16 protein-coding genes are annotated in these 14,247 nt (G+C 59.7%); 5 read left to right on the top strand and 11 right to left on the bottom strand.

Going from position 1 to position 14,247, the window contains the following annotated elements; translation table 11 throughout:
* The first annotated feature begins 63 nt into the window (after window positions 1-63).
* From EGJ27_RS04165 to EGJ27_RS04155, 3 genes are all read left to right on the top strand, one after another.
* Window positions 64-339, top strand: a complete 276-nt coding sequence (locus EGJ27_RS04165) for an HU family DNA-binding protein (RefSeq protein ID WP_125829470.1) — start codon at window positions 64-66, stop codon at window positions 337-339.
* Window positions 340-605: 266 nt separating this feature from the next.
* Entirely contained in the window at window positions 606-1,049 is a 444-nt protein-coding gene (locus EGJ27_RS04160; RefSeq protein WP_125829469.1) for a hypothetical protein, read from the top strand.
* A gap of 162 nt (window positions 1,050-1,211) precedes the next feature.
* Entirely contained in the window at window positions 1,212-1,589 is a 378-nt protein-coding gene (locus EGJ27_RS04155; RefSeq protein ID WP_125829468.1) for a helicase, read from the top strand.
* On the opposite strand, the gene EGJ27_RS04150 is transcribed toward EGJ27_RS04155, so the two are convergent.
* The 10 genes from EGJ27_RS04150 to EGJ27_RS04105 all read right to left on the bottom strand — a co-directional run bounded on the left by EGJ27_RS04150 (window position 1,590) and on the right by EGJ27_RS04105 (window position 11,386).
* On the bottom strand, window positions 1,590-3,551 hold the full coding sequence (locus EGJ27_RS04150; RefSeq protein WP_125829467.1) for a DUF4105 domain-containing protein: 1,962 nt from the start codon (window positions 3,549-3,551) through the stop codon (window positions 1,590-1,592).
* The gene (locus EGJ27_RS04145; RefSeq protein WP_125829466.1) at window positions 3,548-3,868 is read right to left on the bottom strand and encodes a DUF2388 domain-containing protein; all 321 of its coding nucleotides are present in this window, start codon (window positions 3,866-3,868) and stop codon (window positions 3,548-3,550) included. The genes EGJ27_RS04150 and EGJ27_RS04145 overlap by 4 nt, the downstream gene beginning before the upstream one ends.
* Before the next feature lie 39 nt (window positions 3,869-3,907).
* Window positions 3,908-4,213: a DUF2388 domain-containing protein gene (locus tag EGJ27_RS04140; protein WP_125829465.1), complete on the bottom strand. Its 306-nt coding sequence runs from the start codon at window positions 4,211-4,213 to the stop codon at window positions 3,908-3,910.
* Between the two features lie 89 nt (window positions 4,214-4,302).
* On the bottom strand, window positions 4,303-4,620 hold the full coding sequence (locus EGJ27_RS04135) for a DUF2388 domain-containing protein (protein WP_125829464.1): 318 nt from the start codon (window positions 4,618-4,620) through the stop codon (window positions 4,303-4,305).
* A gap of 305 nt (window positions 4,621-4,925) precedes the next feature.
* Window positions 4,926-5,141, bottom strand: a complete 216-nt coding sequence (locus EGJ27_RS04130) for a DUF1127 domain-containing protein (RefSeq protein ID WP_125829463.1) — start codon at window positions 5,139-5,141, stop codon at window positions 4,926-4,928.
* Window positions 5,142-5,461: 320 nt separating this feature from the next.
* Entirely contained in the window at window positions 5,462-6,955 is a 1,494-nt protein-coding gene (locus EGJ27_RS04125; protein WP_125829462.1) for an acetyl-CoA hydrolase/transferase family protein, read from the bottom strand.
* Between the two features lie 182 nt (window positions 6,956-7,137).
* Entirely contained in the window at window positions 7,138-8,592 is a 1,455-nt protein-coding gene (locus tag EGJ27_RS04120) for an NAD(P)(+) transhydrogenase (Re/Si-specific) subunit beta (protein WP_125829461.1), read from the bottom strand.
* Window positions 8,592-8,912 carry an NAD(P) transhydrogenase subunit alpha gene (locus EGJ27_RS04115; RefSeq protein ID WP_125829460.1) on the bottom strand — a complete coding sequence of 107 codons (321 nt, stop codon included), beginning with the start codon at window positions 8,910-8,912 and terminating at the stop codon, window positions 8,592-8,594. The genes EGJ27_RS04120 and EGJ27_RS04115 overlap by 1 nt, the downstream gene beginning before the upstream one ends.
* A 14-nt stretch (window positions 8,913-8,926) precedes the next feature.
* Complete coding sequence (locus tag EGJ27_RS04110) at window positions 8,927-10,048, bottom strand: Re/Si-specific NAD(P)(+) transhydrogenase subunit alpha (protein ID WP_125829459.1); 1,122 nt, start codon at window positions 10,046-10,048, stop codon at window positions 8,927-8,929.
* Between the two features lie 408 nt (window positions 10,049-10,456).
* A complete protein-coding gene (locus tag EGJ27_RS04105) occupies window positions 10,457-11,386 on the bottom strand; it encodes a LysR family transcriptional regulator (protein ID WP_125829458.1) in 930 nt (309 codons plus the stop codon).
* A 152-nt stretch (window positions 11,387-11,538) separates the two neighbouring features.
* On the opposite strand from EGJ27_RS04105, the gene EGJ27_RS04100 reads away from it, so the two are divergent.
* Window positions 11,539-12,717: an acyl-CoA dehydrogenase gene (locus EGJ27_RS04100; RefSeq protein ID WP_125829457.1), complete on the top strand. Its 1,179-nt coding sequence runs from the start codon at window positions 11,539-11,541 to the stop codon at window positions 12,715-12,717.
* A 12-nt stretch (window positions 12,718-12,729) separates the two neighbouring features.
* Entirely contained in the window at window positions 12,730-13,950 is a 1,221-nt protein-coding gene (locus tag EGJ27_RS04095) for a CaiB/BaiF CoA-transferase family protein (protein WP_125829456.1), read from the top strand.
* A gap of 69 nt (window positions 13,951-14,019) precedes the next feature.
* Here the strand turns inward: EGJ27_RS04095 and EGJ27_RS24945 are convergent.
* Window positions 14,020-14,247: hypothetical protein (locus tag EGJ27_RS24945; protein WP_218568047.1), on the bottom strand; the 228-nt coding region annotated here is incomplete at its 5' end.

Here is a 14,247-nt window from a genome sequence, read left to right as displayed (position 1 = left end):
TGCCTTGTTGCCGTATTCACTGCGGCGCGGGACATAAAAACAAAAACCGTAAAGAGGCTTCATATGCGTAAACCAGATCTAGCAGCCGCCATCGCTGAAAAGGCGGACCTCACCAAAGAACAATCCAATCGCGTCCTCAACGCCGTTCTCGAAGAAATCACCAATGCGTTGCACCGGAAAGACAGCGTTACCCTGGTCGGTTTCGGCACCTTTCTGCAACGTCATCGTGGTGCCCGCACCGGCAAGAACCCGCAGACCGGTGAGCCGGTAAAGATCAAAGCCAGCAATACCGTCGCCTTCAAACCGGGCAAAGCGCTCAAAGACAGCGTCAATCCGTGATACCGGCTGTGCGCCTTGCATGAGGCGGGCAGCGATCAGAACGGGCACACCAACCAGCTTGGGTGCCCGTTTTTCGTTTCCGGTTACGCCTTCGGTCTGGTCGATACTGCCGCCAGGCACTGCTCCTGTTAAACACAGGATATTTCCTACTTGGTGGTATTCATTTACCTCACCCTAACGCAGATTTTCCTGACTTTTTCACTTCGCCGATTCCCTTAAAGTCGCGCCCCTGCTGCACCTCATAAACTACATTTGGGAAATCACGAATGAAAAAGCTATGGATGTCCGCTGCGGTTGCAACGCTGATCGCTACCACCAGCGGCTGCGTGAGTTACAACGTGAGCCAGCCGTCGGCACCGCTGGATGGCTCGGTGAAGACTGACCTGAAAGCGGACGTCAAGGTAGGCGGTACCATCACCGGTGAATCGTCGACCAAGATCCTGTTCAACTTCTTCGCCTTCGGTGGCGACACCCAGTTTGCCGATGGCGTTACCTACGGCGCTGGTGCAAGCAGCGGTGGCGGACTGCTGCCGATTCCTGATCCAGTAGGAACCACCAAAGCCGCTGCCGCCTACAAGGCGGTCAAGTCTTCCGGTGCCGACCTGATCGTCGCGCCGCGTTATGAAGTCAGCGTCAACGACTACTTCATCTTCAAGACGGTGAACGTGAAAGTCACCGGCAACAAAGGCAGCATCAACAGCATCCGCTGAGTGGCTGTGAGGCGCTGTTCCGGTTCGGAGCAGCGCTTTTGCGGAGCATTCTTCACGGGCGCTCAGAAAAAGCGGAATCGTCCTACAGATCTTCATGAAAATTTACCGTTAAACTGCCGCGCTGATCGCGTCCAGCGATCCAACCTTGGTGAGGCAGTACGTATGAAGTTCCGTTTTTTACTCTGGATGCTGGGACTGTTGATGGCACGCGCCAGCCGAAACAATGCTGCCTTTCAACAACAATTGTCTGGCAAGGATCTGACCTTTCAACTGCAAACGGCCGACGGCAAGGTGGCGCGTCATTACGTCGTCAGCGGCGAACGAATCCGTAGCGCTTCCGGCACGGTTGCCGAGCCTGCTTTCGCCATTTCCTTCCGGGACGCCGCCTACGGCTTCGCCACCTTGCAGGCGAGCAACAAACAGCTGGCGTTCATGAAGGGCATTCAGGACAAGGACATCCAGATCAAAGGCAATCCTGCGCTGGTGATCTGGTTCCAGGGCCTGACCAAGTATCTCAAGCCCCGCAAGAAAACCCGCTGATCAAGGCAGCTGCAAGCCGCCGGCCGCCTTGTGCAATGTTCGCAAATGCTCGCCGACCTGCTTGAGGTTGGCCTCGTTGGCGGCAATTTCCCTCGCGCGCTCAGGCTCCAGCAAGGCGCGTACTTCCTTGTCCAGATCGCCGGTGAGGCGTTTCAACTGCTTCTGGCGCTGGCTGCTCTCCGCTTCCAGCCGGGTCCATTCCCCGGCCTGGGGCAGTCCATAGCCATCGCTGCCCAGCAATTCGGCCGGCCGACTCAGGAAACCGCTGCTGGCCAGTAATTCCTGCAAGGTGCGCGTCGCGTTGGAAACGCTGCCTTTGTGCTGGTCGCGAGCGCCCAGATAACGCTGCTTCACCTCGTCCTGGGCAACCAGCAACTGACGGCGCAGGCTGGCCTGCTCCAGCAGCAGGATGGCGGCACTGGTGCGCAGGTCCGCTTTCGCGAACCATTGGCGGCGTTCTTCGGCAGGTTGCGACAGCCAGTCTTCCACGGTGGTCTGAGTGATGGGCAGGTTCTTTGCCAGCACTTCAAACATGGCCTGATAACGGTCGCGGTAGGAATCAAAACGGTAACCCAGGCGCAAGGCTTCCTTCGGGTCGTCCAGCACGCTGGTGTCGGCCAGTCCTCTGCCCTTGAGCACCTCCAGCAAACCATTGGGCAAGATGCTGTCCAGCCCGACCAGCTTGGGGTTGTGCGTGCCGCTGCGTAACAACTTGAGGTTTTCCACCGCGCAGTTATTGGACAGGAAGTAATAGTTTCCGTCGTAGCTCCAGTGCATCTGCGCAGCGTGTTGCACCAGCCCTTCGATTTCGGGTCGTGAAAGCGTGATGGGCACGGACGCCAGGCTGCGCAGCTCTGTCTTGGTGTATTCGTCTATCACCTGCGCCAAGGGCAGGACAAACAGCCGGGACGGATACGCGCCCATCAGGCCGTCCCAACTGGAAAGCTGTACATCGCCCACGAAGGCCCGGTACGACAACACCAGATGTTGATCCAGATCCAGCCGACAGTCCGGGCCGCGCGGCCTGCCAGGCTTGCAGATCACCAGGCGCAACATGCTGTGGCCCCAGCGGCTGACCCAGTTCTGATTGGCTTCGGCCAGCAGGTAATCGACAGCGTAGACGCGCTCCGGATCGAGCTTGCCGAGCGGTTCACGTCCGAAATCGTTGCCGGCGTTCAGGTACGGATAGAACGCCGGGCATTCTGCCTTGGCGGACGGTGCCCAGCCGAAATGCTCTTTGTACCAGGCGTACAACGCGGGCCGACGGCAGGCGTAGGCCGGGTCGAGCAGGAAGTACTCCATATTGACCGCGACGAATTCCAGCGGGCTGCTGATTTCATAGAGATCCGGGCTGCGAACCACCTGGCCATTGTGCTCCTCCCGTTCGCCACGTCGGCCCACGTATTGCGGCCAGCCTGCCAGGTCGAGCAACCGGGGATCGTCACTGAGGGTGAAGCGTCGCTCCGTTTCGCCACGGCAGTGATCGGGCAATCCGATCTTGCCCAGCGTACTGCTGCGGCGGGTACATTGCAGGATCAAGGCGCGTTCGGCGGGCGACCACAGGCGTGCGCGGTCATAGACGTGAGTCAGCTCATGCACAACGGTAGCCAGCAGTTCCCGACGTACCGTGCCATGCGGGCGCCCGGTCTGTTCAGTGGCGGCCGAGCCGTCGGTCAGCGGTGTGAGCAGGCGGGTATTGAGGTACAGCTGATAGGGTCCGGCTGCCTGCCCATACGCATTGACCGGCATGTCGCTGGACCAGCCGACATCCACCTTGCGGTCGAGCCGTTGCACCAGGCTGGGCGGCAATGCCCGGATGGCTTCGTCCAGCAGCGTCTGGCTGGCCTGCCGTTGTGCGGCGGTCAGCCCGTCGGCGTGCAGTTCCAGGCGCAGCCCGGCCAGTACAGGGGTTCCGACCAGCGCCAGCGCGCCAGCGAGCAGCCAGACGCCGAGGCGCCTCACAATGCGAGGATTGCTTCAGCCAGAATCTGATCGCTGGCATCGCGCGCTTCCGGCAAACGGGTGCGCAAGGTATCGAAAGCCGCGTCGAGCTGTGCTCCGTGGATATCGCCACCGCTGGCGACATAGCTGGCAGCGTCGTCCTTGGCCTGAACCACGACTTTGGAGTCGCGGATCGAGGTGGTGGTGTCGGAGGTGAAATCGATGGAGCGACCGAACGCGCGAACGATGATATTGCTCGTGGCCACGACGGTCTGGGCCTGGGCGATGTCGGCGATCAACAAGAAGCCAAGGGTGGCGGCAATCAGCGGGGTGCGCATGTAGTAACGTCTCCAGTAACGCGAAGGTTCAAAAAGTGCCTATTGGACGAGGATTGCCTGCGCCAGTTCAAGGTCGCTGGCGTGAAGTTTTGCATGGGACTGGCGCAGGCTGCGCAACGCAGCTTCCAGTCGGGCGCCCTTGAATTGTCCGTCACTGGCGATGAACGCCGCGGCGTCATCCTGAGCGGCCATGACCAGCTTGTTATCAAAGGGAGCGGTGGTGACCTGACTGGTGACGTACCCGGTCTTGAACAGACTCTGGGTCGTCGTATCGAACGCTTGGGCTGGGCTGATGCAAGCCAGGAGGGCGACAGGAACAGAGAGTACGAAGTGCAATAAACGCATGGCTTTTAGTAGACCGGCAAAACGAGCGCCAAGGCTAGCGCAATGCTTTGGCAAGGGCTACCCCGGCAATGTGGCTGCCGGGGCTTGTTTCAGATGGCGAGGATGGCCTGGGCCAGTTGCTCATCTGTCGCCTGGAGCTGTGGCAGCTGCTGGCGAATGTGCTGCAAAGCACCTTCAAGCTGCGCGCCACGGATTTCACCGGCACTGCCGACGAAGCTGGCGGCTTCATCACGTGCCGCGCGAACGATCTTGTCATCTCTCAGAGAAGACGAGGCATCCGAAGTGGCATGAGTCGAAGCTGCAACCGCATCCACCACTGCATCAGTGGTGACGATAAAGCTCGAAGCATGAGCGCTTGCAGCTGCCGACAGCAGAACAGCCGCGCCGAGAATACGTACCAGGGTCATGATTAACGTCCGTCGTGAGAAAAAGCCGGTGATTGAGTCCCGGTCGCCGGGAGGCACGCGGCCAGAATAAGGCTTAAGCCTAGCGCACGCCTATCGCTGTTGTCATCGCGGCGCATCGCCAGCCTGTCCGGGTTGAGGAAATGATAACTGTACTGCTGGATATCTCAACCAAAGAAACTGTATCAGTCGAGGTTATTTGGCCCCTTGAACGACAAAACCCGCATTAGCAGAGCTGAGCGGGTCTTGTTTGTACGATTCGGGTTGCTGGCAAGAGGCCTGTGAGACCAGAGCCAGCGAGCGCTAAATCAGCGCCAGAACGGCTTGCTCAGCTCTTCGTAACGCTGTGCTTCGCTGATACCTGCATCGGCGAGCAAACGTGCGTCCAGGCGAGCCAGCTGGTGGCGGCTGGAGAGGCGACGTTGCCACAGCATCAGGTTGGCGAACATGCGCAGAGGCAGAGCAGCTTTAGGAGCGTTGTTGGTGCTTTCGTTGAACAGATCGGAACTGAGTGTACGTTCCATGGTGTGACTTCCTTCCGCTTGTGGCGGGTTTAGATAGTGGCTTGACTGGTGCCCATTTTCCTCGCAGTCGTCCATCTTCTACAGACACAGTTCATCTGTATTGTGAGGGTTCAGTTAACTGTTTAAAGGCACTGTTTTGTTCGTAAATGGGGCAACTGTACCGGTGAGCACCGAAGTGGTGCATTTTTGGCTTGAGGGGGCGGTTCTAGGGTGTTTTCAAGCGGTTTTCAACCGGTACAGAAGTACAGTTTTTGCCAGGTTTGCCCAAAACAGTTTTGGAGCGAGCAGTCGGGGGAACTGCCCACTCCCAACTGTGCGTGTCAGGCGGGCAACATGCGGCCGGTATTTTCCAGGTTGATGTGCCAACTCAGTGCTTCCTGGAGGATATGAGGCGTGTGTCCGCCCCGTGCGCATGCCGCTGCAAAATAGGCATTGAGCGCGTCGCGGTAGGCGGGGTGGACGCAGTTGTCGATGATCACCCGAGCGCGCTCCCGCGGCGCCAGGCCGCGCAAGTCGGCGAGCCCTTGTTCAGTCACCAGAATGTCGACGTCGTGCTCGGTATGGTCGACGTGGCTGACCATCGGCACCACGCTGGAGATGGCGCCGCCTTTGGCAATCGACTTGGTGACGAAGATCGCCAGGTGCGCGTTGCGTGAGAAGTCACCGGAGCCGCCGATCCCGTTCATCATCCGGGTGCCGCAAACGTGAGTAGAGTTGACGTTGCCGTACAGGTCGAACTCCAGCGCAGTGTTGATCCCGATGATGCCCAGGCGACGAATGACTTCCGGATGGTTGGAAATTTCCTGTGGGCGCAGCACCAGCCTGGACTTGTAGCGGTTGAAGTCCGCGAACACTTCGGCGTGCTTGGCGGCCGACAGGGTCATGGAGCTGCCCGATGCGAAGGTCAGTTTGCCGGCGTCGAACAGATCGAACGTCGAGTCCTGCAGCACTTCGGAATACATGGTCATGTCATGGAACGGGGAATCCAGCAGGCCGTGCATGACCGCATTGGCGATGGTGCCGATACCGGCTTGCAGCGGCATCAGCTTGTTGGTCAGGCGGTCTTCGCGCACTTCCTTCTTGAAGAACTCCACCAGATGACCGGCAATGGCCTGGGTGTCCTCGTCCGGCGGCAATACCGTGGAAGGCGAGTCCGGTTGGTCGCTGATCACAATCCCGACGATCTTGGCCGGGTCGATCTTCACCGCGTGGCTGCCGATTCGGGAGTCGGCTTCCAGCACCGGGATCGGCAGGCGCGTCGGCCGGTAGCTGGGAATGTACACATCATGCAGACCTTCAAGCTCCAGCGGCTGCGCCAGGTTGATCTCCACGATCACTTGCCTGGCCAGAATCGCGAAGCTGGCCGAGTTGCCCACCGACGTGCTGAGCACCAGGTGCCCATCCTCGGTGATGGCGACGCACTCGATCACCGCGACGTCCACCGCCTTGATCTGCCGGTTACGCAATTGCTCGACGGTGTCCGACAGGTGCTGGTCGATGAACATGACCGTGCCGTCGTTGATGGCCTTGCGCAAAGTGCTGTCGACCTGGAAAGGCATGCGTCGCGACAGGACGCCGGCCTCGGTCAACTGCTTGTCCAGATCGTTGCCCAGGCTGGCGCCGGTCATCAGGCTGATTTTCAGCGGGGTCAGCAGTGCGCGGGCTGCCAGTGCGTGGGGAACGGCCTTGGCTTCACCGGCGCGGGTAAAGCCGCTCATGCCGACGGTCATGCCATCTTCGATCAAGGCAGCAGCGTCTGCGGCGCTCATTACCTTGTTCATGAGTGAGGGCAGGCGGATACGGTCACGGTACATGGAAGGTTGTTCTCGGATGAGGATGCGAGCGTCAAGTCTAGTGAGTTGAATGTTTTTCGTCCCACTACCAAGGTCGCATTGGAGGGCTCTAATTAGCGGCTTGCAGCGCAAAACACTGTTACGCGAAATGCAACAGGCCCCGGTCGCAGGGCGAGCCGGGGCCTGTTGGCGATGGGCTGAAACTATGCGTTTTCCACAGCCTTGACCATGTCCTCGATCACCTTTTTGGCGTCGCCGAACACCATCATGGTTTTATCGAGGTAGAACAGTTCGTTGTCCAGGCCGGCATAACCGCTGGCCATTGAACGCTTGTTGACAATGATCGTCTTGGCCTTGAAGGCTTCGAGAATCGGCATGCCGGCGATAGGCGATTTCGGATCGTTCTTCGCCGCCGGGTTGACCACGTCGTTGGCGCCCAGGACCAGCACCACGTCGGCCTGACCGAACTCGGAATTGATATCGTCCATCTCGAACACCTGATCGTAGGGCACTTCGGCTTCGGCCAGCAGTACGTTCATGTGCCCTGGCATACGACCGGCAACCGGGTGAATCGCGTACTTCACCGTCACGCCGTGATGGACCAGCTTCTCGGTCAGCTCTTTCAATGCGTGCTGTGCCCGGGCCACCGCCAGGCCATAACCCGGAACGATGATCACCGTATCGGCATTGGTCAGCAGGAAGGTGGCATCGTCGGCCGAGCCGGATTTCACCGAGCGCGCCTCTTTGCTCCCCGCCGGCCCGGCTGCGTCGGTAGCGCCGCCGAAGCCGCCGCCAATCACATTGAAGAACGAGCGGTTCATCGCCTTGCACATGATGTACGACAGAATCGCACCGGACGAACCCACCAGCGAGCCGGCGATGATCAGCATCGAGTTGTTCAGCGAGAAGCCGATCCCTGCCGCCGCCCAGCCCGAATAGCTGTTGAGCATCGAGACCACCACCGGCATGTCGGCGCCGCCGATGGGGATGATCAGCAACACACCGATCACGAAAGCCAGAGCCAGCATGATTGCGAAAGCAGTCAGGTTGCCGGTGAACATGAAGGTCACGCCGAAGAACAGCGTGGCCAGGCCCAGAACCAGGTTCAGCTTGTGCTGACCCGCAAACTGTACCGGCGCACCCTGGAACAGGCGGAACTTGTATTTGCCCGATAGCTTGCCGAACGCGATCACCGAGCCTGAGAAGGTGACAGCACCAATCGCCGCGCCCAGGAACAACTCCAGACGGTTACCCGCAGGGATGGCATCGCCCAGGTTGCGCACAATGCCCAGTGACTGCGGCTCAACGACAGCCGCGATGGCAATGAACACTGCTGCCAGGCCGATCATGCTGTGCATGAATGCCACCAACTCAGGCATCTTGGTCATCTCGACACGCTTGGCCATGATCGAGCCAGCGGTACCGCCGACCAGCAGACCAACGATGATGTAGCCGATTCCGGCACTGGTGCCCTCGGCGCTCGACAGCGCGGCCAGCTTGTAGACAAGCCCGATGGTGGTGATGACCGCCAGGCCCATGCCCAGCATGCCGAACAGGTTGCCGCGGCGCGAGGTGGTGGGGTGCGACAGACCCTTGAGCGCCTGGATGAAACAGATCGAAGCGATCAGGTACAGCAGGGTTACCAGATTCATACTCATTACTTCTGCACCTCGTCCTTCGCTTTCGGCGCTTTCTTCTTGAACATCTCCAGCATGCGCCGGGTGACCAGAAAGCCGCCGAACACGTTCACTGCAGCCAGCGCGACCGCCAGGGTGCCCATGGTTTTGCCCAGTGGCGTCACGGTCAGCGCGGCAGCGAGCATCGCGCCGACGATTACAATGGCAGAGATGGCGTTGGTCACCGCCATCAACGGCGTGTGCAGCGCAGGGGTAACGTTCCAGACCACGTGGTAGCCGACATAGATGGCCAGCACAAAAATGATCAGGTTGTAGATGCCGGGGGAGATCAACTCTTCCATTTTGGTATGTGTCCTCAGCCGTTCTTGCGGATGACTTGGCCGTCGCGGCACATCAGGCACGCGGCGACGATGTCGTCTTCGAGGTTGATCGAAAGCGTGCCTTCCTTGTCGAACAGCAGCTTCATGAAATCCAGCAGGTTGCGGGCGTAGAGCGCCGATGCGTCAGCGGCAACCAGCGCGGGCAGGTTGGTGTGGCCGACGATGGTCACGCCGTGCTCGACAATGACTTGATCGGCGACGGTCAGCGGGCAGTTGCCACCCTGAGCGGCCGCCAGATCGATGACCACCGAGCCGGGCTTCATCTGCGCCACGGTGTCGGCGCTGAGCAGCACAGGTGCCTTGCGGCCAGGGATCAGAGCGGTGGTGATGACGATATCGGCCTGTCTGGCGCGCTCGTGTACCGCGACTGCCTGACGCTGCATCCAGCTGGCAGGCATCGGGCGGGCGTAACCGCCGACGCCTTCGGCGCATTCGCGTTCTTCATCGGTTTCATACGGCACGTCGATGAATTTGGCGCCCAGGGATTCGATCTGCTCTTTGACGGCAGGGCGAACGTCGGAAGCCTCGACCACGGCACCCAGCCGCTTGGCGGTCGCGATGGCCTGCAAGCCGGCGACGCCGGCACCCAGGATCAGGACTCGCGCGGCCTTGACGGTACCGGCAGCCGTCATGAGCATCGGCATGAAGCGCGGATAGTGGTGAGCACCCAGCAACACGGCTTTATAGCCGGCGATGTTGGCCTGGGAGGACAGCACGTCGAGGCTTTGCGCGCGGGACGTACGTGGCGCCGCTTCCAGCGCGAAGGCGGTTACGCCCTGGGCTGCCAGCTTGCCGATGGTTTCGTTGCTGAACGGATTGAGCATCCCCACTACGATCGTGCCGCTCTTGAGGAGCGCCAGCTCGGCGTCATTCGGCGCTGCCACCTTCAAGATCAAGTCCGCCGCGAAGGCTTCCTGAAGGCTGCCGATAGTGGCTCCGGCGGCTGCATAGGCACTGTCCGGAACGCTGGCTTGAACGCCGGCTCCGCTTTGCACAGTGATTCTATGGCCTTGGCCGATCAGCTTTTTGATGGTTTCCGGGGTTGCAGCAACCCGTGTCTCGCCCGTCTGGGTTTCTAGGGGAACACCAATGTGCACGTCAAATCTCCTGCGCGATCTTTTTTATCTTCATAAATAAGGCCAGGGCACTACGGCTGGTGCGCCTGGAATGGCCGATCAGCACGCCCCTTGCAGCAAGGGGCGCCGCATTTTGCAGGCGCGGGAAAGGGGGTTCAATACATTCTGTAACGAGACTATAGATTAACTACAAGTCACCCTGTGACCTATTGTCGCGGCATTTCGCTATAGCCCTTTATCTATGGGGCTTACAGAGAATGCCTTGGGAAATTTGTGGGGAAGGCTTATTTTTTGCCGAGCGACCCAAATTCCCGGAAAAAAAAGCCGAAGCGCACGTTGTTCGGGCCTTTGAAGAGGTTTTCCACCTGGCGATGTTCGCTTGTCTTGGAGCGACATAAAGTTATATCTGTAGGGACAAGATGCTCACGACTACTTTTTTATACCGCCAGTCTCCGGGCTTTGAAGCGGTAAGCGGTAGTTCTGCGCCTGGAGTGTCAGCCAGTCACGAAAGGCGCGCAGCGCTGCCGATTGGGTTTTGCGCTCCGGAATCATCAAGTGATACGCCTTGACGCTGGTGAGGGCTTGAGGGTGGGCTATCACCAAACGCTTCTCCCCCAGCTCTCGCTGGATCAGGAACGACGGGATCAGAGCGATGCCCATTTCATGCGTGGCTGCCTGGGCGAGCATTGAGAACAGCTCGTAGCGTGGGCCGGTCATGTCGCGGGCGATATTGAGTCCTTGCGCGTTGAACCACTGACGCCAGGCGTAGGGACGTGTGGTCTGTTGCAGCAGCGGCAACGCGGCAATGGCCTCGGCGCTGAGATCGTGGCGGCCTTGCAAGAGTGTCGGGCTGCATACCGGCATGGGATTTTCGCCCATCAGTCGGTGGGCCTGGGTTCCAGGCCATTCGCCGTCGCCAAAATAGATGGCGGCGTCGAAATCAGTATCGGCAAACAGGAATGGACGGGTGCGGTTGGTAAGGTTGACCGTGACTTCCGGGTGCTGCTGTTGGAAGTCCTTGAGTCGAGGGAGCAGCCACTGGGTGCCAAAAGTCGGCACTACCGCCAACTCGATCGTATTGGCACCTTGTTGTCCCATCACGGCAAGGGTGTCGCGTTCAACCGCGTCCAGTTGCGCCGCGATTCGCCGGCTGTAGGAAAGCCCTGCGTCCGTCAGCTTGACGCCGCGTCGGGATCGTTTGAACAGCTCCACGCCGAGAAACTCTTCCAGGCTGGCGATCTGACGACAGATGGCGCTCTGCGTCAGGGACAGCTCGTGGGCGGCCTTGGTGAAGCTTTCGTGGCGGGCCGCCGTTTCGAAGCTCACCAAGGCAGCGGTGCTGGGGATCTTGCGTCGCATGTACGCTGTACTCACTGATGGCGCTGGAAAAACCCAAGTGTGAGCTTTTCGGAGTGAGAAATCAGCACAATAGCGTGCGTAATTCTCGTTTGTCCGTCTGGCGGTACGTGACTAGGATCAACCCACGTATTTACACGATGGTGGGGTGAGAGATGAGCAAGGCGAGCTTCAACTGGATCGATCCGCTGCTGCTTGATCAGCAATTGACGCAAGAGGAGCGCATGGTTCGCGACAGCGCCGAGCAATTCGCACGCAGCAAACTGGCTCCTCGTGTCCTCGAAGCGTTTCGGCACGAACAGACCGACCCCGCCATCTTTCGCGAGATGGGCGAAGTCGGTCTGTTGGGTGCGACCATCCCGGAGGAGTTCGGCGGCAGTGGCTTGAACTATGTGTGTTACGGCCTGATCGCCCGTGAGGTCGAGCGCATCGACTCCGGCTATCGCTCGATGATGAGTGTGCAGTCCTCCCTGGTCATGGTGCCCATCAACGAATTCGGCACCCAGGCGCAGAAGCAGAAGTACCTGCCCAAGCTGGCGTCGGGTGAGTGGATCGGCTGTTTTGGGCTGACCGAGCCCAATCACGGCTCCGACCCGGGCGCGATGATCACCCGCGCCCGGAAGGTCGACGGCGGATACCGGCTGACGGGCAGCAAGATGTGGATCACCAATAGCCCGATTGCCGATGTGTTCGTGGTCTGGGCCAAGGATGACGAGGGCGACATTCGCGGCTTCGTGCTTGAAAAAGGCTGGGCCGGGCTGAGCGCACCCGTGATCCACGGGAAGGTCGGGTTGCGTGCTTCTATCACCGGCGAGATCGTGATGGATAACGTGTTTGTGCCTGAGGAGAACATTTTTCCTGATGTCCGTGGCCTCAAAGGCCCTTTCACCTGTCTGAACTCGGCACGTTACGGCATTTCCTGGGGCGCGCTGGGTGCGGCCGAGTTCTGCTGGCATACGGCGCGTCAGTACACCCTTGACAGGCAGCAGTTCGGCCGGCCCCTGGCGGCCAATCAGTTGATCCAGAAGAAACTGGCCGACATGCAGACCGAGATCACCCTGGCCTTGCAAGGCTGCCTGCGCCTGGGGCGCATGAAAGACGAAGGCACGGCAGCGGTCGAGATCACCTCGCTGATGAAGCGCAACTCCTGCGGCAAGTCTCTGGATATCGCCCGCATGGCCCGCGACATGCTGGGAGGGAACGGTATCTCCGACGAGTTCGGCATAGCGCGGCACCTGGTCAACCTAGAAGTGGTGAATACCTATGAAGGCACTCACGACGTGCATGCGCTGATCCTCGGCCGCGCCCAAACCGGTATCCAGGCTTTCTATTAAGGAGGCAGAGTCATGGGGGCGCTATCGCATGTACGTGTGCTGGATCTGTCACGAGTACTTGCCGGTCCTTGGGCGGGGCAGATTCTTGCGGACCTCGGGGCGGAAGTCATCAAGGTCGAGCGGCCAGGCTGCGGGGACGACACCCGTTCATGGGGGCCGCCGTTCCTGAAGGATCCTGCCGGTGAAAATACAACCGAGGCGGCCTATTACCTGGCTGCCAATCGCAACAAGGAGTCGGTGACCGTCGACTTCACTCAGCCCGAAGGGCAGGCGCTGGTGAAGGCGTTGATCGCCAGGTCCGATATCGTCATCGAGAACTTCAAGGTCGGCGGTCTTGCGGCGTATGGATTGGACTATGCGTCGCTCAAGGCGCTCAATCCCCGGTTGATCTACTGCTCGATCACCGGCTTTGGGCAGACCGGGCCGTATGCCAGGCGTGCGGGTTATGACTTCATGATCCAGGGGCTTGGCGGGTTGATGAGCCTGACCGGTCGCGCCGATGCGGAAGAGGGCGCCGGCCCGGTAAAGGTTGGCGTGGCGCTGACCGACATCTTGACCGGGCTTTACTCCACTACCGCGATTCTGGCTGCCTTGGCGCATCGCGAGCAGAGTGGCGTCGGTCAGCACATCGACATGGCGCTGCTGGACGTTCAGGTGGCGTGTCTGGCGAATCAGGCGATGAACTACCTGACTACCGGCGTGGCGCCACGTCGACTGGGCAATGCCCATCCCAACATCGTGCCTTATCAGGACTTTCCTACGGCTGATGGCGATTTCATCCTTACCGTAGGCAATGACAGCCAATTCAGGAAATTCGCTGAGGTAGCAGGGCAGCCGCAGTGGGCGGATGATCATCGGTTCCTGACCAACAAGCTGCGCGTTGCCAATCGCCATGAGCTGATACCGTTGATACGCCAGGCAACCGTCTTCAAGACGACGGCGCAGTGGGTAGGAGAACTTGAAGCGGCAGGCGTCCCTTGCGGCCCGATCAATGACCTTGCTCAGGTGTTCGCCGATCCCCAAGTGCAGGCACGGGGGCTGGCCATGGAGCTGCCCCATGCGCTGGGAGGAACGGTGGCTCAGGTTGCGAGCCCTATCAGGCTGTCGGAGACGCCGATTGAATATCGGCATGCACCACCGCTGCTCGGTGAGCATACCGACCGCGTCCTGCGAGAACTGCTCGGCTTGTCTGAGGGCGATATCACTGCCTTGCGAGAGGCGGGTGTAGTTTAGCTATATAGGTGTGTACGTCTTCTTCTATATAGCAAAGGCTTCGGAACAGTTATTTCGAACGTTTTGAAATTAGCGGTTGACGTGCTCTCCAATCTCTCTATAATTCGCCCCACTTCCGGCGCAGACGGAAACGAAAAAGCCTTGCAATTCAATGAGTTGCAGGTGTTTTGAAGTGAAGGTCAGCGAAGAGGCAGCGTCGATCCGGTTGATCGGCAGCGGCGAGGAAAAAGAGTTTGACACGCGGTTGTAACGCTGTAGAATTCGCCTCCCGCTGACGAACAACGCAAACGTTGATCG

The organism is Pseudomonas sp. v388 (genome assembly GCF_003935425.1).
Taxonomy (GTDB): Bacteria; Pseudomonadota; Gammaproteobacteria; order Pseudomonadales; family Pseudomonadaceae; genus Aquipseudomonas.
This window is presented reverse-complemented; position numbering and strand designations above follow the sequence as displayed.

Coding starts and splice junctions, on each gene's coding strand:
- EGJ27_RS04130 (WP_125829463.1), bottom strand. CDS start 5,141: ATGGAACGTACACTCAGTTCCGATCTGTTCAACGAAAGCACCAACAAC.
- EGJ27_RS04140 (WP_125829465.1), bottom strand. CDS start 4,213: ATGCGTTTATTGCACTTCGTACTCTCTGTTCCTGTCGCCCTCCTGGCT.
- EGJ27_RS04145 (WP_125829466.1), bottom strand. CDS start 3,868: ATGCGCACCCCGCTGATTGCCGCCACCCTTGGCTTCTTGTTGATCGCC.
- EGJ27_RS04115 (WP_125829460.1), bottom strand. CDS start 8,912: ATGGAAGAGTTGATCTCCCCCGGCATCTACAACCTGATCATTTTTGTG.
- EGJ27_RS04165 (WP_125829470.1), top strand. CDS start 64: ATGCGTAAACCAGATCTAGCAGCCGCCATCGCTGAAAAGGCGGACCTC.
- EGJ27_RS04155 (WP_125829468.1), top strand. CDS start 1,212: ATGAAGTTCCGTTTTTTACTCTGGATGCTGGGACTGTTGATGGCACGC.
- EGJ27_RS04160 (WP_125829469.1), top strand. CDS start 606: ATGAAAAAGCTATGGATGTCCGCTGCGGTTGCAACGCTGATCGCTACC.
- EGJ27_RS04100 (WP_125829457.1), top strand. CDS start 11,539: ATGAGCAAGGCGAGCTTCAACTGGATCGATCCGCTGCTGCTTGATCAG.
- EGJ27_RS04105 (WP_125829458.1), bottom strand. CDS start 11,386: ATGCGACGCAAGATCCCCAGCACCGCTGCCTTGGTGAGCTTCGAAACG.
- EGJ27_RS04125 (WP_125829462.1), bottom strand. CDS start 6,955: ATGTACCGTGACCGTATCCGCCTGCCCTCACTCATGAACAAGGTAATG.
- EGJ27_RS04095 (WP_125829456.1), top strand. CDS start 12,730: ATGGGGGCGCTATCGCATGTACGTGTGCTGGATCTGTCACGAGTACTT.
- EGJ27_RS04120 (WP_125829461.1), bottom strand. CDS start 8,592: ATGAGTATGAATCTGGTAACCCTGCTGTACCTGATCGCTTCGATCTGT.
- EGJ27_RS04135 (WP_125829464.1), bottom strand. CDS start 4,620: ATGACCCTGGTACGTATTCTCGGCGCGGCTGTTCTGCTGTCGGCAGCT.